Consider the following 16,893-nt stretch of genomic DNA (forward strand, 5'->3'; position numbering starts at 1 on the left):
CTTCTATCTCGTTCTGAATGGCCGACTATTACCAGCAATGCAACCGTTGCATCATGGACACTACCGTACCCGGCATCAACTTCGATGCCCGAGGCGAGTGCAATTTTTGCCTGTTGCATGACAAAATGGACCGCGCCTGCCCCTTAGGCGAAGCCGGCGAACGGCATGTGCAGGCGCTGGCGGCCGATATGAAACGCCTGGGCCGGGGCAAGCGCTACGACTGCGTACTGGGCGTGAGCGGGGGCCGCGACTCCTCATTCACGCTCTGGTATTGCGTCGAAAAGCTGGGCCTGCGGCCGCTGGCCGTGCACTTCAACGACGGCTTCGGCAACCCCATAGCGGGCGAGAACATGACCAAGGCCTGCCAGAAGCTGGGCGTGGAAATGCGCACCATCACCTCCGACTGGCGCGAGTCCAAGGACCTCAAAATTGCCTTTTTAAAGGCCTCCGTGCCCGATATGGAAGAGGGCACCGACGTAGGCATTGCCACGGCCCTCTACGGGGTGGCGGCCAAGGAAGGCATTCAGCGCATCATCATCGGACAGTCGTTTCGCACTGAGGGCATTGCCCCCCTGAGCTGGAACTACCTCGACGGCAAGTACCTGAAGGCGGTACACAAGCAGTTCGGCACGGTGCCGCTACGCCCCTGGAAAGCCGCTGATCCGGGCTTTCACCTGGATGTGAAGGAAATGTTCTACTACGCCTTCATCCGCCGCATCAAAACCGTTACGCTGCTCTACCACGTCGATTACGTACGCGCTGACGTGGATGCGTTGCTGCAAAAGGAACTGGACTGGGTGAACCCCGGCGCCCACTACTTCGACGATCTGTACCAGAGCGTCATCTACTACCTCAACCGCACCAAATTCAACATCGACCGGCGGCTGTTCAACTACTCGGCCCTCGTACGCTCGGGCCAGATGCTCCGGACGGAGGCGCTGGAAAAGGTGCGCCATGTCAACTCTATCGAAGATGAAAAGGTCATCAGCCTTTGTATCAAGCGCCTGGGCCTGAGCCGCGAGGAGTTCGAGAAAATTGTGGCCACGCCCCCTACTACCTTCCGCTCCTACCCCAACAATTACGCGCTCATCCGCCGCCTGCGCTGGCCCATCAAGCTGCTCAGCCAGTTCCGCCTCATCCCCGAATCGGCCCACGACAAGTACTTCAACTGCGGCAGCTGATCACGGATTAGCACGGATTTTAGCGGATTTCACGAATTTTGTAGACGGCTCCTGGCAACGGGGGCCGTTTGTTTTTTACTGGTAGTCGTAGTTTGTTTACTTTCAAGAATTGCCAAAAGCCATTTGCCATTATGCTGCTAGATAATCGTTATACCGAGCTGACAAAAGCTATAATAGGCTGTGCAATGCGGGTTCATACAGAATTGGGCAGTGGTTTTCCAGAGGTGATTTATCAGCGTAGCTTAGCTGTTGAATTGAAGCAGGCAAACCTAAAATTTCAAGGAGAAATAAACCTGCCGGTCTTCTACAAGCAGATAAATATAGGATCGAGAAGAGCTGATTTTCTGGTTGAAGAGCATGTTTTAGTCGAACTGAAGGCAGTGAATGAGATAACAGAAGCCCACCACGCCCAAATAATAAATTACCTGAAGGCATACCGGTTGGAAGTGGCGCTGCTCATAAACTTTGGAGAAGCAAGTTTGAAATTCAAGCGCTTCTTACACAACCCGCCGCATTAGTCCTGCCAGTAAAAAACAAACGGCCCCCGTTGCCAGGAGCCGTCTACAAAATCCGTGAAATCCGCTAAAATCCGTGCTAATCCGTGATCTTGTGCAGCCACTGCTGTTTGGCTAGCAGCTTTTCCTGCGATTCGCGGTAGTCGGGGTCGTCTACGCAGCAGTCGACGGGGCAGACGGCGGCGCACTGGGGCTCCTCGTGGAAGCCGACGCATTCGGTGCACTTATCCGACACGATGTAGTAGTACTCGTCGGAAACGGGGGTTTGGGGCGCTACGCCCGATACGGTCTGGCCGCCGTCGAGCTGCACGTCTTTCAGGGTAGTGCCGTCGGCCCAGCGCCAGGCGGCGCCGCCCTCGTAAATAGCGGTGTTGGGGCATTCCGGTTCGCAGGCACCACAGTTGATGCACTCGTCGGTTATCATGATGGCCATAGCCTCGGGAGTCGTTAGGGAGAGAAAATCGGGTAAGTAGGGTACGTAAGCGGCCGCAGGCAGGATACGAAAAGGCAAAAGTAGGCATTCGCCGAACACCCCTACGTATATGGTATGTAATTTCGGGCCACCGATATTGTTTTCATTCGTCGGCAGCTCGGGCTGCCCTTCTCCTTCGCCTTTTCAGCTTTCTATACATGACCCACGCCGACCGCCTTGCCGCTTTTGTGGCCCTGGGCCAGCGCCTCACCGCTTTGCTCGCCCCCGCTCAGGCCGAAGAGCTGATGGAGCTTTGCATCCGGGCCCGTAACAACAACGCCTGGTTTGATGAGCCCAATGTGCGCGCGGCCCTCGAAGGCATTGCCGAGCTGCTGCGCGAGCAGCCCCTGCGCCAGTGGGCCGGCCGCTACCGCCCCGAGCCCGACCCGGCCCCCCGGGTGGTGGGCGTGGTAATGGCCGGCAACATCCCGCTGGTCGGCTTCCACGACGCGCTGTGCGTACTGCTCAGCGGCCATCACCTGCTGGCCAAGCTCAGCTCCGACGATACGGTGCTCATGCGCTGGGTGCTAAACGAGCTGACGCGCCTCGAACCGCGCTTCGCCACTGCCGTGCAGCTGGCCGAGCGCCTCAACGCCGCCGATGCGTTCATTGCCACCGGTTCTGATAATACGGCCCGCTACTTCGAGTACTACTTCGGCAAGAAGCCCCATATCATCCGGCGCAACCGCACCAGTCTGGCCGTACTTACGGGCCGCGAAACGCCCCACGAGCTGGGGTTGCTGGGTGCCGATATTTTCCGCTACTACGGCCTAGGGTGCCGCAACGTGAGCAAGGTGTACGCCCCCGCCGGCTACAGCTTCCCGCTGCTGCTCGATGCCCTGCAGCCCTGGCACCACGTGCTGGGCCACCACCGCTACCAGAACAACTACGACTACAACAAGAGCATTATGCTCGTTAATGCCGTGCCCCACCTCGACTCGGGTTTCCTGCTGCTCACCGAAAGCGCCCGGCTCGTGTCGCCCATCTCGGTGCTGCACTACAGCACGTATACCAGTGAGGTCGATCTGGTCGATCAGCTCACCGATGTGGCGGCCCAGACCCAGTGTCTCGTCTCGGGCGGTGGGCATTACCCGGGCTCGTTCGCGTTTGGCCAGGCCCAGCACCCCGCCCTGGCCGACTACGCCGACGGCGTAGACACCATGGCCTTCCTGGCCGACCTGGGGTAGCCGGGTTGGCGTCCGACCAGTCTGCACGGTGGGCCGGCTGGACTGGCTTGAAATTTGGGTTTGAGGAATTGCAGTTGGCAAATCATCCGCTTATCTTAACCCTTGTTCCAACAAACTATCCGGGCCATGTTCGAGATGAAACAAAACGCCGAAACCGTTACCAAGGAATCTTTGCGTAACTGTCGCTTCGCCACCGAAGACGTGCTACCCGCAGTGGCCGACCGGCAGATACGACGCTACTCGGCCGAGCGTGCCACCACGCTGGGTAATGGCTACCACGGCAAAGTTGACATCTATTTCCAGACGGCCGATGGCACTACCAAACGCGTGCAAACGACCGTGTGGGCCACCGATGCCGACTTTCTGACCCTCAAAGCCGGCGCCTCCCTCCCGCTGCGCTCAGTATTGGGCTTCGACTTCTATTAGGCCCTCAGCCAGCCGTTAGCCCAACCGTCATCCAACTAGGTCCCGCTTTCTCTCTGGCAGAGAAAACGGGACTTTTGCATTTGCATTACTTCACCCCGCTCATCTGTTTACTCACCCTATCTCCCGGCTCGCCGAAACCGGCTTCCAGCAACGCCCTGTGGCACCACCAGCCCACAAGAAAAAAGGGGCGCAGCCATGGCTGCGCCCCTTTTTTCCGTCTACAAAATCCGTGAGCCGAAGGACAGCGGAGCTAAATCTGTTGAAATCCGTGCTTACCTGTGATCCTAGAGCCGGTCGAGGGTTTTCTGGATCAGGTCGCCCACAATCTGGTCGGCGTTGGTGGCAAACTCGCCGGTGGCGCGGTTGGCCACGATGGCGTTGAGCGAGAGCACCTCGTGGCCCAGCATGCGGCCCAGCGAGTAGTAGCCGGCCGTTTCCATCTCGAAGTTGGTGAGCCGGAACTCGCCCTCGGCGCTCTGGTAGCGGTAGTTCTGGTAGGCCTCAATGAGGTGGGGCAGGCGCAGATCGAGGCGCAGCACCCGGCCCTGGGGGCCATAGAAACCGGGGCAGGTGAGCGTATTGCCCATAATCATATCATGGCCGATCTGCTCGCGCAGCAAATCGGAGCCCCGCACGCAGTACGGGCGGTAGGGCAGCTGCAGGGCCTGCTGGATGCCCTGGGCTACTTCTACCTCCAGGCCGGTTTCTACCAGCGGATAGAACTGCATGAGGGAATCGAGGCCCACAGCGTGCTCGGAGGCCAGCAACGAGCCCACCGGCACATCAGCCTGCAACGAGCCGCTGGTGCCCACCCGCACAATGCGCAGGCTGATGTGCTCGGCCTGGGGCCGCACCTCGCGGGTCATGAAGTCGATGTTGACCAGCGCATCGAGCTCATTCATCAGAATATCGATATTATCGGTACCCATGCCGGTGCTGATAACGGCAATGCGCTTGCCCTTGTAGTAGCCCACGTGGGTCACGAATTCGCGCTTGTGAATCTTGGTTTCGATAGAATCGAAATGCTCGCTTACGCTGGGCACCCGCTCGGGGTCGCCGACGGTGATAATGGTGTCAGAAATATGGTCGGGCAGCAGGTTGAGGTGGTAAACGCTGCCGTCTTTGTTGAGAATGAATTCTGATTCGGCGATGGGCATGGGAAGAGAATTATGAATTATGAATTATGAATTATGAATTTCGACCCTACTTAGACCGAATTATATAATTCCTCCTCCACAATTCTGATTGAATGAGATTAAAGGTGAGACTCAGGTTTTTAAATAAAATTCATAATTCATAATTCATAATTCATAATTCATAATTCATAATTCATAATTCATAATTCATAATTCATAATTCATAATTCATAATTCATAATTATAATTCATAACTTCTTTTATAAGAAACCAGGCCCTGTTCGGGGCTGTAGTGGTTGCTGAGTTTGGGGTAGGTGCCGGTGCCGTCGTAGGGGCGCTTGGCGGGGTGGGTCTGGCAGGTGGGCGAGCAGGCGCCGGCCAGTTGCTCGGCGCAGGCCTCGCAGAGCGGCACGTGGGCATTGCAGTGCGGGTTGGCGCAGTTCACCATCCGGTCGGAGGGCGTGCGGCAGTGCTGGCACTGGCTGACGATGCTGGGGTTGACGGTGTTCACGTCGACGGCCACGCGGCCATCGAACACGTAGCACTTGCCCTCGAAATCCTCGCCCCCGGCCTCCAGCCCGTACTTGATAATGCCGCCGTGCAGCTGGTACACGTTATCGAAACCCTGGTCGAGCAGAAAAGCGCTGGCCTTTTCGCACTTGATGCCGCCGGTGCAGTAAGTCAGGATTTTCTTGTCCTTGTACTGCGCCAGCTCGGCCACTTTGTCCGGGAACTCGCGGAAGTTCTCGATATCGAGCGTTACGGCATTCTTGAAGCGGCCCAGGCGGTGCTCGTAGTCGGAGCGCACGTCGAGCACCACCACATCGGGCTGGTCCTTCAGCTCGCGGAACTGCTGGGGCGAGAGGTGCACGCCGGTGCGCTCATAGGGCCGGATGGCGGGCAGGCCGACGTGCACAATTTCGGGCTTCACGCGCACGTGCAGCTTACGGAAGGTGTGCTCCGGGGCTTCCTCCACCTTGAACTCCAGAGCGGCAAAGCGCGGGTCGGCCTTTACCAGCCGCATGTACTCCGCACAGTCGGCCCGGCGGCCCGACACGGTGCCGTTGAGGCCCTCGGGGGCTACAATGATGCGGCCCAGCAAATTCAGCTGCAGGCACAGCCGGTGGTGCTCCTCCCGAAACTGCTCGGGATTCTCCAGCGGCGTGTAGCAGTAGTAAAGCAGAACGAGGTAATCCATTCTTTGTGGAGATGTGAAACCATGAGATAGGGGAAGTGAGTCAGATAGCCGCTCAGATAGGCAGTCACTTATCTCACCTCTCATGTCTCACCGTCTCATGTCTGTAAATTAAACCTTAGCCGCAGGGTTACCGAACACCGTCTGGCCCGCGGCCACATCGGCCACCACCACCGAGCCCGCCCCTACCCGGGCTTTGGCCCCGATTTTGACGCCGGCCACCACGACCGCGCCGGCCCCGATGAACGCCTGCTCGCCCACCGAAACGCCGGCGTTAAGAATGGCGCCGGCCCCGAGCTGGGCATAGTCGGCCATTTCGACCTTTACATCGACTACGGCATTGGCTCCCAGAATGCAGCCGTCGCCGAGGCGGGCGGTGCCGGCTACCACGGCGTTGGCGCCCACCATGTTGCCGTGGCCCAGCCAAGCGTGGGCCGAAACGCTGGCCCGCTCGTGGATGGCATTGACGGGGGCCACGCTGTACTCTTCGCGCAGCATGTTGGTGAGGCTGCGGCGGCTGGCGGTGTCTTCGGTCGCCACGAATACCTCGCACTTCTTGCCCAGCAGCTTCAGCAGCTCCTTGTCGTCGGTATTGCCCATCACGGGCACGTCATTGAGCTCGGTCTGCTGCAGGGCAGCATCGTCGTCGAGCAGGCAGTATACCACTACATCGTTGCTTTGGAAGGCATCGAGGGCGGCCGTGCCGACGGCCTGGGCGCCGAGAATGATTACAGGATTTTCCATACTATGAAAAAACGGCCGCGGGGCGGCCGGAGAAGAATTGAAATCGAAACAGCAAAGATACGGGATGAGATGTCAGTTGCCAGTTGCCAGTTGTCAGGATAACAGAACGTCATGCTGAGCTTGCCGAAGCATCTCGCGTGCAATGCTAATCCCGTCGTCTGGTCTACTTTGGCAACGTCAGCACGCGAGATGCTTCGGCAAGCTCAGCATGACGTTCTGTTATCCTGGCAACTGGCAACTGACCACTGACCACCGGCAACTCACTTCAGCCAGCGGCGCACGTAGTCGTTTTGGAGTAGGAGCAGCAGCAGAAACGGCAGGAACGTGATGCGGTAGCGGCTGAGCGTGCCCAGGTTGGGCGTAGTAAGACCCAGCAGCGCGGCCAGTAGCAGGCAATAGAGCAGCAGCGCCAGTACCAGGGCAAACGGCAACTGGCCGGCCCGGCCCCGCGCTACGGCTACCAGGGCCACGCCCAGCAGCGCCAGTAGCAGCAGGTTTTCGAGGCCGGCCGCTACGTAGCGCACCGAGTCGCCCTCCCAGGGCCAGGGCCTCGCCAGCGTGTTGAAGGCGGCCAGCGGCGCGTGGCGCACCGCGCTGGCGGTGGTGGGCTGCAGGTGGGGGTAGCGCAGATGGGGCCGGTCGGCCGACACGCGCAGCAGGCCGGTGTAGTTGCGCTGGAGCTGGGAGGTGAATTTGTTGGGCCGAAACAAGGTGTTCACCTCCCCGGCCGCCCAGGCCCCGCCAGCCAGCAGCCCCAGCAGCAGCGCCACCTGCACCAGCCGGTTGCGGGCCAGCCCCAACTGCTGCATCACCCGAATCAGCCCCAGTCCGGCCAGCACCCCAAACAGCACCACGGCGAAGAAGTAGCGCATCTTGAAGTGCAGCAACGCGGCCGCCAGCAGTCCTGCCACCGCCCAGGCCCGGCCCACGGGTGGCCCATAAGCCAGCCGTAGCGCGGCGGCCAGCACCAGCGCCCCGCTGCCCACCAGCAGGCTTTCCTTGGTCAGGCCCGAGCTCCAGTACACCACCGTGGGCCAGAGCAGAAAGGCCCCTACCCCCGCCAGCGGCACGGCCTCGGGCCACAGCCGCCGCAGCTGCCGCACCAGCTCCCAGCTTCCTATAAAGCTGAATACTGACAGGTACAGCGCGTTCAGCCCGGCACTGCCCAGGCTGGCTAGGTTCAGCACCGACAGCAGCTTGACCAGAAAAAGCGTGTTGGAGAAGCCGTGGAATACCAGCGCCGCGCCGCGCCAATGAAACTCTTCGGTCGGAAGCATCTGCAGCCACTGGCCGGGCGCCTGCCACAGCTGCTCGGTCATGCGACGGCTCCAGTCCAGGAAATACACTGCGTCCTCGGTAAGGGCCACCAGCGTGAGAGCCATAGCCCCCAGCTTCAGCACCAGCGTGGGCAGCACCCAACGGCCCACCTGCGGCAGCTGCCGCGCCCGGGGCAGCCACCGCCACAGCAGCCAAAGCAGGCCGGCATTCAGCAACAGGGCAAGGAGAATTTTCATTTTGAGCCGCAAGCTACAAGCCGCAAGCTACAAGCCGCAAGCTGCAAGCTTCCCGAACTGACTTGCAGCTTGTAGCTTGTGGCTTGCCGCTGGCCGCTGGCCGCTCATCTGCGAAGCAGGCTGGCCCCGATGCCGCAGTGCACGCAGCGGCGCGGGGCGCAGTAGCCGCGCTGCAGGGCCAGTAGCGCCTGCGAGTCGGCGGCGCAGGTGTTCCGGAAGCCAGCGGCTTCGTAGGCGTCGGTGAGGTGGTTGCGCTCGGCGGGCAGCTGGTCGAGCAGGGTCAGGGCAGCTTCTACCTGCTCGGGGTTGCCAATGGAGCGGGCGTAGGCGACACGCAGGGGCACAACGGTGTTGGTTATCAGCAGCTGCACGCTGCCGCGGCCCAGCTCGGCCACTTTGCCGGGGCGGCCGGGGCGGGTGTGTTTCTGCCAGTAGTCAGGCAGCGGAACCCGGAAAAACTGCTCCAGTGCCCGCCCGTCGTGGGCCGTGAGCAGAGCGTCGAAGAGCGTAGGGCGGGCGTGTAGCAGGGCTAGCAGCTGGGCCAGCCGCACGGTGGGGAAATTGGCCGGCCGCAGCCGCAGGAAGTTCCACTCGTGGGCCACCAGGGCCGTGCCGTGCAGGTTGTGCTTGTGGCGCAGAAACCCGAATTCAGTCTGCAGCTCCCGGCTGAACTCATCCGGCGGCTCCTCGTCCAGGAACCCGGCCTGCCCGAACACCAGAGCGGCCAGCTGGCGGGCATCAGCGCGGTAGCGGCGCAGCAGCGCCAGGGGCAGGGCTTTGGCCAGCCGGGCCAGCGGCTCACTGTTTTTCTGGAAGCCGAAGGCCGCCGCCAGCGCGTGCCAGGCGGTAGCTTCCCAGTCCTGGCCCAGCTGTTCGTGCAGCTCGGCTACGCGGTCGGCCTTCTGCTCCATACGCTCCAGCAGGGTCCGGCCCAGCATCATGGTGCGCGTCAGCTCCGATACCTGGGGCAGCAGCGGGGCGCAGGGCAGCAGGGTTTCGGGCGGCTGGCCGCGCAGCTGCTCGTAGGCGTACAGGGCGCCGGCCGGCAGCCGGCTGGCCAGCACCAGCACCGGAATTTCGGAGCCGTTGGTGCGCTGCACCGCCGCGTCGGCCACCAGCACCACATGCAGCACTACCTGGTCGTACTTGGGGTCGATTTGGTGCTGGTGGCGGTGCCAGTCGGAGGCGCGCAGATGGATTTCTACAGCCCCGCTCCACTCCACCTCTCCCAGCTGCAGGCGGGCCTGCAGGAAATCGGGGCCGGCGTCGGGGTTGCGGTGGCCGGGCCGCAGTACGGTTATCAGCTGGCCATCGTCGGTGCGCAGGTCGGTTTTATCGAAGTACTGGTGCTGCCAGATGTAGTGGAGAAAATCTTCCTGCATATTTTGCACGGTCGTTCTATAGTTTACCTTCAACCCGCCCGCCCATTGCCCCTACCTTTCGATAATAGCATTGCGGCAGAAAGTACCCGCCGGGCGCTGGTGGTCTTCTACCGTTCGCGCTGGACTCGCAACCACTCCTCTAAATATATCAAGCGCGCCGCAGTATTGCTTCATCAGGCAGCAGATTTAGGCAACGTCAGCGCCATGGCCTTTCTGGGCCTTATGTATGGTGACGGCTGGGGCGTAGCGGAAGATTACGGGAAAGCCGTTTTCTGGCTGCAGAAAGCAGCAGCGGCCCATCATCCGCTGGCACTCTACAATCTGGCCATAGCGCACGATAATGGCCTAGGCGTGCCTAAGAACCCCAGCCAGGCATTTCAGCTATTCGCGGCGGCGGCAAATCTACACTATGTCGATGCCATGCACGCGCTCGGCACGATGTACGAACAAGGTACCGGCACCCAAAGGAATCATCCTAAAGCTCGCTACTGGTACAAAAAAGCAGCCATTGCCGGGTACGCTACGGCCATGCACGACTTAGGGCGATGCTACCTGCGCGGTATTGGAGGCCCCGTAAAGCTGCCCGCGGCCCGGCGGTGGCTAGCCGCGGCCCACGAGGCAGGCGAAGCTATGGCTGCGGTGGCACTAGGTAATTATTTTACGCTGCTGTCTCCTCCAGATTGGCCGCAGGCGCTGGCGTGGTACGAGCGCGCCGTTGAGCATGGGCCGCAGCAGGAAAGCGCTCGGGCACTGTACCAACTCGGAAAAGCAGCGTTACAGGGCCAGTACGTTCCGGGCCGGTCCCGCGAGGCCAAAGATCATTTTCAGTGGGCCGCGAAATTTGGCCATCAAAAAGCTGCTATGGAACTCGCCTTGCTCACGGACGAATCGTTCTAAAAAAACCGGCCCGCCCCTGCTGGAACAGCAGAAGCGGGCCGAATAGGTTGGCGGGCGGTATGACTAGCGAAGGTCAATCACCTTTACGCCTTTGTACTTGGTTTTATCGAAATTGAAGGTCGTGGCATCGACCGGCGCGTTGGGCAGGAACTTGCTGATGCGGTAGGTGTAGCGGTTGCCGTTCTTCTTGTACATCTGCCAGCTTTTCACGGCTTTGTCGTTGCGGCCCACTTTCAGGCGCACCTTGTACACGGGGTTGTTGCGGTCTTCGGGCGACAGGTCGATGATGTCGACCATTTCGCCGCCTTCCTTGGCCTCGCCGGCATAGTTGTACTTGTAGCCTTTCTTGTAAAGCGTGTAAATCTGCGAAGGCGACACCTCCTGCTCATCGGGCTCGTAGTCGGACACGTTTACCTCGTTTTCCGACTTCATGTAGGTCCACATGGTCTGGCCGTTGTTGATGACCTCCTGGCCGCTCATCTTCAGCCGGAACTTCTGGCCGCTCACCGTGATGTCGCCGCTCAGATTCTCCTTCACCTTGGCCGCGTCGTTCTCGAGGGTTTGGGTGAAAGTAGCTTTAAAGGCCTTCATGGCCTTGTATTTGGCGCTCATCTGGTCCAGAATCTTCCCCGCCTTGGGGTCCTGCTGGGCAGAAGCCACGGAAGAAAAGGAAACAGACAGGGCGAGCAGAGCAAGGTATTTTTTCATTACAGATTTTTAAGTGTTGAGTACCGATGGGGTAGAGGTGAGTACAGAGACGTGAGAAGTAAGACTTTGTTCAGATACAACACACAGAAACGAATTCTGTCTCACTTCTCACCTCCCTATATTCACCTCTATCTTCTCTACTTGGGCAGCGTATTCAACAACTGTTCCAAACTGTACTCGTCGGGAATTAACACCTCCCGGGCCTTGCTGCCCTCAAACGGCCCTACAATACCGGCGTGCTCCAGCTGGTCAATCAGGCGGCCTGCGCGGTTGTAGCCGAGCTTGAGGCGGCGCTGAATGAGGGAGGTGCTGCCCTGCTGGTGCGTGACGATAACGCGGGCGGCTTCCTCAAACATGGCGTCGCGGTCGGCGGGGTTGAAGTCGTCGCTGTCGCCGTTGCCGCCGCCGCTTTCGCCCACCACTTCGGGCAGGTGATAGGCGTCGGGGTAGCCCTGCTGCTCGCCCACGAAGTCGCAGAGGCGGTCCACCTCGGGCGTATCAATAAAGGCGCACTGCACCCGGATGATGTCGGAGCCCTGCGAAATGAGCATGTCGCCCTGGCCGATGAGCTGGTCGGCGCCGCCGGCATCGAGAATGGTGCGCGAGTCAATTTTGCTCGTCACCTTGAAGGAAATCCGGCAGGGGAAGTTAGCCTTGATGATACCGGTAATCACGTTTACCGAGGGGCGCTGGGTGGCCACAATCAGGTGGATGCCGATGGCGCGGGCCAGCTGGGCGAGGCGGGCAATGGGCGTTTCGACCTCCTTGCCGGCCGTCATCATCAGGTCGGCCAGCTCGTCAATCACCAGCACAATGAAGGGCATGTAGCGGTGGCCCTTTTTAGGGTTGAGGCGGCGCTCAACGAACTTGCGGTTGTACTCCTTCAGGTTGCGGCAGCCGGCATCCTTGAGCAAATCGTAGCGCTTGTCCATCTCCATGCACAGCGAGTTGAGCGTGTTGACCACCTTTTTGGTATCGGTGATGATGGGCTCCTCGGTGTCGGGCAGCTTGGCCAGGAAATGGCGCTCAATCTTGTTGAAGATACTCAGTTCCACTTTTTTGGGGTCGACGAGCACGAATTTGAGCTGGCTGGGGTGGCGCTTGTAGATAAGCGAGGCCAGAATCACGTTCAAGCCGACCGACTTACCCTGGCCGGTGGCGCCGGCCATCAGCAGGTGGGGCATCTTGGCCAGATCGACCACGAACACCTCGTTGGTAATGGTGCGGCCGAAGGCAATGGGCAGGTCCATTTCCGTGGAAATGAACTTGTCGGTGTTGAACACCGAGCGGATGCTCACCATCTCCTTTTTGGCATTCGGCACCTCGATGCCGATGGTGCCCTTGCCCGGAATGGGCGCAATGATGCGGATGCCCAACGCCGCCAGGCTCAGCGCAATATCGTCTTCCAGGCTCTTGATTTTGCTGATACGCACCCCGGCGTCGGGCACGATTTCGTAGAGCGTAACGGTGGGGCCGATGGTGGCCTTGATGCTGGCGATGTTGATGCCGTAGTGGCCCAGCGTCTCCACAATGCGGTCCTTGTTGGCCTCCAGCTCCTCCTTGGTTACCTGGGCTTTGGCCTGGCCGTAGTCGTTGAGCAGCTCCAGCGTCGGGTACTGGTAGCGGGGCAGGTCGAGCGTGGGGTCGTACTCGCCGGTGGGCATGGCTTCGGCCTCCTCGTCTTCCTCGGCAATCACGGCCATGTCGGGGCCGGCCGAAGGATCAAGCTCGGGCTTGCCGGTGGCGTCTTCCACTTCGAACGAGAGCCCGGCCGTAACGGCCGGCGCGGCCACCGGCAGCGGCAAAGAAGCCGGCAGCGGGGCGCTGTCATCGGCCAGATCGGCCAGCGAAAGGGGCGTGGGCACGCTGGCTACCGCGGCCGGGGCCGCCGGCACGCGCATGGGCTCGGGCTCGGCCACCTCAATGGAAAAGCTGGGGCCACTGGGTTTGGGCACTGCCGCCGCGGCAGCTGCCACCGGCGCCACGCTCAGGGGCAGCGTTGCGGCGCCGGCTGCCAGCCCGCCGCCCGCGGCAGTTGCAGTAGCCAGCGCCGCCGAAGCCACGGCCCCGGTACGGACCGGAACGGGCGCCATGTCAGCTTCCTCCAGCTCGTCGTCGGTGTCGTCAGTGTCGTCGGCCGCGACGGGCTGCGGGGTGCGGGTGTCGCGCAGGGTGAGACCCAGGGGATTGTCGTCGGCGTGGGAGGGCGCATCGACGGCCCAGGGAGCGGGCTCGTTGGTGGCACGGCGGGCGGCGGGGGCGGGTTCTTCGGCGGGCTCGTCGGGGCTGCTGCCCAGGTTGAGGGTGGTGATGTTGAAGAAGAACACCACAAACGAAATCAGCAGGAAGGCCAACAGCAGCACGGTGCCCCAGCCGATGAGGCTATCGAGCCAGAAGGCCGTTTCGTAGCCGATGCCGCCGCACAGAAAATCGAGGCTGTGGGCCAGCGTGGGGTCAATGCCGGGGCTTTGCAAGGACAGTACCACGTAGCCCAGCAGCACGCTCAGCCAGAGGCTGGAGAACAGGCACAGCGCCAAGACGTAGCTAAACGACACAATTCCGCGGCGAAACACGGTTTTATAGCCCAGGAAGAACACTATCGGAATCAGGGCAAACGCGGCCACGCCAAAGCCATCCTGAATCAGCCATTCGGCCAGCAGCGCACCCACTACGCCCAGCCAGTTGCCGGTTTCCTGGCCCGCCTCGGGCAGGGAGGTGCGGCCCACGCTTTCGATTACGCTCTGGTCGGCGTGGCCGGTGAACAGGAACGAGACGAAGGCGATGGTGAGGTAGATGGAGCTGAAGAGCAGGAAGAAGCCCAGAAACAGCTGAAAGCGACGGTCGCGCAGAAAGCCGAACAGCCCGCCCAGCTGGAAAACCGGCAGTTTAAGCGGCCTGCGCTCCTTGCGGGGGGCGGCCGCCGACTTGGGCTCGTTGCGCCGATTCTCACGCGGGGCGGCCGCCGCCGGAGCCGCGGGCCGGGGTTGGTTGCGGGCCGGCCGGGGCTCGGCCGGGCGGGGCTCGTTGCCGCGCCGGGCAGGGGTTTCAGCCGGTTGCTTGTAGGTATTTTTAGCCATTGGAAAGTACGCCAGAAACCAAATCTAGGCATAAAGGAGGTGAAATGATGAGATGGGGAAACGCGAGGTTTGACGGTCAGGGGTGCTGGCGGGGCAAAAGGGCCGGTTACCCTGCTGAGTTCTACCCTCTACGTTGCGCCGAGGGGCGGCCAGGCCCGCCGAACGCCAACTCAGTATCCCCCTATTTCGCCGCGTACACCCACAGGTGCCAGTAAGCACCGGGCGCGGCGTAGCTGCCGAACAGGCGCAGGCCGCTGGCTTCGGGCCGGGCCAGGCGCACCGCCGACAGCACGTAGCGCCCGCCGAGGCGGCGGAAGGCAGCGGCATTAAACTGCCAGTGCTGCACGGTGCGGGCCGGCGTGCCGGGCACCCGGAAGTTCCTGCCCAGCTCGGCCGAAAACAGGTAGCAGCGGTTGCCCCAGGCATCAAAATACGTGGCCAGGTCCGGGCTTTTGGCCAGCTCGCCGGCAATCAGGGGCCGGAAGGCGTGCTTGTAGGCCAGCGGGTAGTTGTTGAGGTAGGCGTCGAGGGTGTAGAAGTTGTTGAGCGTGGCTACGGCCGGCGGCAGGCCCAGGCAGGCCACCCGGTAAGCAGCCGGCGCCTGGCCGGTGCGGGCCAGAATAGCCTGCCTGACCTGCCCAAACAGCCCGGGGGCCACGTAGGCGGCGTAGGTGGGCTCGGCAGCGGGCAGCCGGCCCAGCAGGCGGCGCACGTTCAGCGTCCACTCGGTATTCATACCCAGCCCAACAAGCAGCTGCAGGCCCACCAGCGCCCAGCGGCTCCGGCCGGCGGGCAGCTGGCGCAGGCTCAGGGCCAGCAGCGCAAACCACGCCAGCGGCAGCAAAAAATGCAGCCGCGAAAGATTAAATGCCCGCAACAGCGGCAGTACCTGCTGGCCGGCGGCCGTCAGCTGGGGGTAGAAGCCGCAGAACAGCGCCGCCCCGCCCAACGCGACCAGCGCGCCGGCCAGCTGCCGCCGGTAGCGGTAGCGGCCAGGGCTGGCCGGGACCAGCAACGCCGCCGCGCCGGCCGCCAGCAGCGGGGCCAGCCGCACAAACAGCGCACTGTGGTAGTGGCCCAGCAGAAAGTAGCGCGCCGCCGCCAGCAACCCTGCCCCTACCCCGCCCGGCACCAGCCGGCGGTAATCAAACTCGAGCCGGTGCGATACGAACTGCCCGCCCAGTAACGCCGATACCAGTGGGTATTCAACCACCAGATATGTAGAGGCCAGCACGGCCAGCCCCAGCGCGAGGCGCCTGGCAGCGTGGTAGCGGCCCAGCCAGACCGCGTGCAGCAGCAGCGCCCCGCCCGCCAGCAGCACAAACACCCCCGCCAGCACCAGACTTGACCACAGCCCAAAGCCCACCAGCACCGCCCAGTAAGGCCAGCGGGCCGGCCCTCGGCGCAGGTGCAGCAGCACGGCCGCTACCGCCGGCTGCCCCAGCACCGATACGCCGTAGGCCGTGTAGGCCGGCAGCACCGCCCAGGCCAGGGCCAGCGCGGCGCCCAACGCGGCGTGGCGGGGCGCAGGCAGCAGATGGCGGCGTAGCAGCCAGAACATGCTCAGCAGGCCTGCCAGCCGCACCAGCAGCTCGTGGAGCAGGTAGGCGGGCAGCGTGGGCAGCAGCGCCTGCAGGCCCACCAGCGGCTGCAGGCCGGGCCGCAACGCGTTGCGGGGCAGCCCGTTCAGCAGCCGTTCTACCTTGGTGGCGGGGCGGTAGTCGAGGGTTTTACCTTCGCGCACCAGCACGTAGCCGGTGGCCAGCTCAGTGTCGAGGTTGTCGTCGAGCAGAATGTAGGTGCGGCCGGCCGGCGCTACGTAGGCCAGGGCCAGCAGCAGCAGCGCCGCCACGGCGACCAGCAGAGCATTGCGCGGACGAAAGGGCGCAACGGTGGCGCCAGGTAAAGCGGGCATGAAGGTCGGCTGCAGGAACAGGGTTGCAAAAGTAGCAGCCTTTTAACAGCCACAGGCATCCCAATTCATGCTTTCACCGTTAATACATTTTCCTTATTATTTATGCTTTTTCTTATGATCGAGCGCCTGCTGTCCAGCCCCGAAAGCCCCGGGTATTGCCGGCTTAGCTACCACCCGGGGCGGCACCTGCTGGCCGTGAGCTGGCAGGGGCACGTAACCTCGGACATGGCCCACCAGGGCGCCGAGGCAGCGCTCGATATTCTGCGCCAGCACCCCTGCTGCTGCCTGCTCAACGACAACACCGAGCTGCATGGCCCCTGGTTCGATTCGCTGCTGTGGCTGGCCCAGCGCTGGGCCCCGGCCGCCGCCCGGGCCGGCGTGCAGTACGTGGCCCACGTGGTACGGACCGGCACCCTGGCCACCACTTTCCTGGCCACGCCCACCCACCACATGTTCACCCAGTTTGAAATCCAGATTTTTGACTCGCTGGCCGAAGCCGATGACTGGCTGTTGAGCCACAGAATCTGAACAGCAGGCCCTCGGC

The 16,893-nt window shown here is 62.0% G+C and carries 15 protein-coding genes; 6 read left to right on the forward strand and 9 right to left on the reverse strand.

Annotation, left to right across the window (positions count from 1 at the left end; translation table 11 throughout):
• The first annotated feature begins 17 nt into the window (after positions 1 to 17).
• Both BMY67_RS09200 and BMY67_RS09205 read left to right on the forward strand, forming a co-directional pair.
• Complete coding sequence (locus tag BMY67_RS09200) at positions 18 to 1,181, forward strand: N-acetyl sugar amidotransferase (protein WP_092770701.1); 1,164 nt, start codon at positions 18 to 20, stop codon at positions 1,179 to 1,181.
• 131 nt (positions 1,182 to 1,312) lie between these two features.
• Positions 1,313 to 1,699: a GxxExxY protein gene (locus BMY67_RS09205; RefSeq protein ID WP_092770703.1), complete on the forward strand. Its 387-nt coding sequence runs from the start codon at positions 1,313 to 1,315 to the stop codon at positions 1,697 to 1,699.
• Between the two features lie 76 nt (positions 1,700 to 1,775).
• On the opposite strand, the gene BMY67_RS09210 is transcribed toward BMY67_RS09205, so the two are convergent.
• Complete coding sequence (locus BMY67_RS09210; protein ID WP_092770705.1) at positions 1,776 to 2,129, reverse strand: 4Fe-4S binding protein; 354 nt, start codon at positions 2,127 to 2,129, stop codon at positions 1,776 to 1,778.
• Positions 2,130 to 2,326: 197 nt separating this feature from the next.
• Between BMY67_RS09210 and BMY67_RS09215 the strand changes: the two genes are divergently transcribed.
• Both BMY67_RS09215 and BMY67_RS09220 read left to right on the forward strand, forming a co-directional pair.
• Entirely contained in the window at positions 2,327 to 3,355 is a 1,029-nt protein-coding gene (locus BMY67_RS09215) for an acyl-CoA reductase (protein ID WP_092770707.1), read from the forward strand.
• A 102-nt stretch (positions 3,356 to 3,457) separates the two neighbouring features.
• Positions 3,458 to 3,781: a hypothetical protein gene (locus BMY67_RS09220; RefSeq protein WP_245744974.1), complete on the forward strand. Its 324-nt coding sequence runs from the start codon at positions 3,458 to 3,460 to the stop codon at positions 3,779 to 3,781.
• 284 nt (positions 3,782 to 4,065) lie between these two features.
• Here BMY67_RS09220 and BMY67_RS09225 read toward each other — a convergent pair whose 3' ends face one another.
• The 5 genes from BMY67_RS09225 to BMY67_RS09245 form a co-directional block, all read right to left on the reverse strand.
• Positions 4,066 to 4,938, reverse strand: coding sequence for a nucleoside phosphorylase (locus BMY67_RS09225; RefSeq protein WP_092770711.1), 873 nt, complete (start codon positions 4,936 to 4,938; stop codon positions 4,066 to 4,068).
• A gap of 220 nt (positions 4,939 to 5,158) precedes the next feature.
• Positions 5,159 to 6,115 carry an oxygen-dependent tRNA uridine(34) hydroxylase TrhO gene (gene trhO / locus BMY67_RS09230; protein WP_092770713.1) on the reverse strand — a complete coding sequence of 319 codons (957 nt, stop codon included), beginning with the start codon at positions 6,113 to 6,115 and terminating at the stop codon, positions 5,159 to 5,161.
• A 108-nt stretch (positions 6,116 to 6,223) separates the two neighbouring features.
• Positions 6,224 to 6,856, reverse strand: a complete 633-nt coding sequence (locus tag BMY67_RS09235) for a NeuD/PglB/VioB family sugar acetyltransferase (RefSeq protein ID WP_092770715.1) — start codon at positions 6,854 to 6,856, stop codon at positions 6,224 to 6,226.
• 260 nt (positions 6,857 to 7,116) lie between these two features.
• A complete protein-coding gene (locus tag BMY67_RS09240; protein WP_143069759.1) occupies positions 7,117 to 8,370 on the reverse strand; it encodes a hypothetical protein in 1,254 nt (417 codons plus the stop codon).
• A 104-nt stretch (positions 8,371 to 8,474) separates the two neighbouring features.
• Positions 8,475 to 9,752, reverse strand: a complete 1,278-nt coding sequence (locus BMY67_RS09245) for a DUF2851 family protein (protein WP_092770719.1) — start codon at positions 9,750 to 9,752, stop codon at positions 8,475 to 8,477.
• 45 nt (positions 9,753 to 9,797) lie between these two features.
• Here BMY67_RS09245 and BMY67_RS09250 point away from each other — a divergent pair, with 45 nt between their 5' ends.
• Entirely contained in the window at positions 9,798 to 10,649 is an 852-nt protein-coding gene (locus BMY67_RS09250) for a tetratricopeptide repeat protein (protein WP_143069760.1), read from the forward strand.
• Between the two features lie 63 nt (positions 10,650 to 10,712).
• Here BMY67_RS09250 and BMY67_RS09255 read toward each other — a convergent pair whose 3' ends face one another.
• The 3 genes from BMY67_RS09255 to BMY67_RS09265 all read right to left on the reverse strand — a co-directional run bounded on the left by BMY67_RS09255 (position 10,713) and on the right by BMY67_RS09265 (position 16,349).
• Complete coding sequence (locus BMY67_RS09255; protein ID WP_092770723.1) at positions 10,713 to 11,357, reverse strand: outer membrane lipoprotein periplasmic chaperone LolA1; 645 nt, start codon at positions 11,355 to 11,357, stop codon at positions 10,713 to 10,715.
• Positions 11,358 to 11,494: 137 nt separating this feature from the next.
• Entirely contained in the window at positions 11,495 to 14,434 is a 2,940-nt protein-coding gene (locus BMY67_RS09260; RefSeq protein ID WP_092770725.1) for an FtsK/SpoIIIE family DNA translocase, read from the reverse strand.
• 181 nt (positions 14,435 to 14,615) lie between these two features.
• Complete coding sequence (locus BMY67_RS09265) at positions 14,616 to 16,349, reverse strand: DUF6044 family protein (RefSeq protein ID WP_092770727.1); 1,734 nt, start codon at positions 16,347 to 16,349, stop codon at positions 14,616 to 14,618.
• A gap of 102 nt (positions 16,350 to 16,451) precedes the next feature.
• Here BMY67_RS09265 and BMY67_RS09270 point away from each other — a divergent pair, with 102 nt between their 5' ends.
• Positions 16,452 to 16,877 carry an STAS/SEC14 domain-containing protein gene (locus BMY67_RS09270; RefSeq protein ID WP_143069761.1) on the forward strand — a complete coding sequence of 142 codons (426 nt, stop codon included), beginning with the start codon at positions 16,452 to 16,454 and terminating at the stop codon, positions 16,875 to 16,877.
• Positions 16,878 to 16,893 lie beyond the last annotated feature (16 nt).

This window comes from Hymenobacter actinosclerus, from assembly GCF_900111515.1.
Lineage (GTDB): Bacteria > Bacteroidota > Bacteroidia > Cytophagales > Hymenobacteraceae > Hymenobacter > Hymenobacter actinosclerus.

Excerpts from the sequence above, each read along its gene's own strand:
- BMY67_RS09200 (WP_092770701.1), top strand. The coding sequence starts at position 18 with ATGGCCGACTATTACCAGCAATGCAACCGTTGCATCATGGACACTACC.
- BMY67_RS09205 (WP_092770703.1), top strand. The coding sequence starts at position 1,313 with ATGCTGCTAGATAATCGTTATACCGAGCTGACAAAAGCTATAATAGGC.
- BMY67_RS09210 (WP_092770705.1), bottom strand. The coding sequence starts at position 2,129 with ATGGCCATCATGATAACCGACGAGTGCATCAACTGTGGTGCCTGCGAA.
- BMY67_RS09215 (WP_092770707.1), top strand. The coding sequence starts at position 2,327 with ATGACCCACGCCGACCGCCTTGCCGCTTTTGTGGCCCTGGGCCAGCGC.
- BMY67_RS09225 (WP_092770711.1), bottom strand. The coding sequence starts at position 4,938 with ATGCCCATCGCCGAATCAGAATTCATTCTCAACAAAGACGGCAGCGTT.
- trhO (WP_092770713.1), bottom strand. The coding sequence starts at position 6,115 with ATGGATTACCTCGTTCTGCTTTACTACTGCTACACGCCGCTGGAGAAT.
- BMY67_RS09235 (WP_092770715.1), bottom strand. The coding sequence starts at position 6,856 with ATGGAAAATCCTGTAATCATTCTCGGCGCCCAGGCCGTCGGCACGGCC.
- BMY67_RS09240 (WP_143069759.1), bottom strand. The coding sequence starts at position 8,370 with ATGAAAATTCTCCTTGCCCTGTTGCTGAATGCCGGCCTGCTTTGGCTG.
- BMY67_RS09245 (WP_092770719.1), bottom strand. The coding sequence starts at position 9,752 with ATGCAGGAAGATTTTCTCCACTACATCTGGCAGCACCAGTACTTCGAT.
- BMY67_RS09255 (WP_092770723.1), bottom strand. The coding sequence starts at position 11,357 with ATGAAAAAATACCTTGCTCTGCTCGCCCTGTCTGTTTCCTTTTCTTCC.
- BMY67_RS09260 (WP_092770725.1), bottom strand. The coding sequence starts at position 14,434 with ATGGCTAAAAATACCTACAAGCAACCGGCTGAAACCCCTGCCCGGCGC.
- BMY67_RS09265 (WP_092770727.1), bottom strand. The coding sequence starts at position 16,349 with ATGCCCGCTTTACCTGGCGCCACCGTTGCGCCCTTTCGTCCGCGCAAT.
- BMY67_RS09270 (WP_143069761.1), top strand. The coding sequence starts at position 16,452 with ATGCTTTTTCTTATGATCGAGCGCCTGCTGTCCAGCCCCGAAAGCCCC.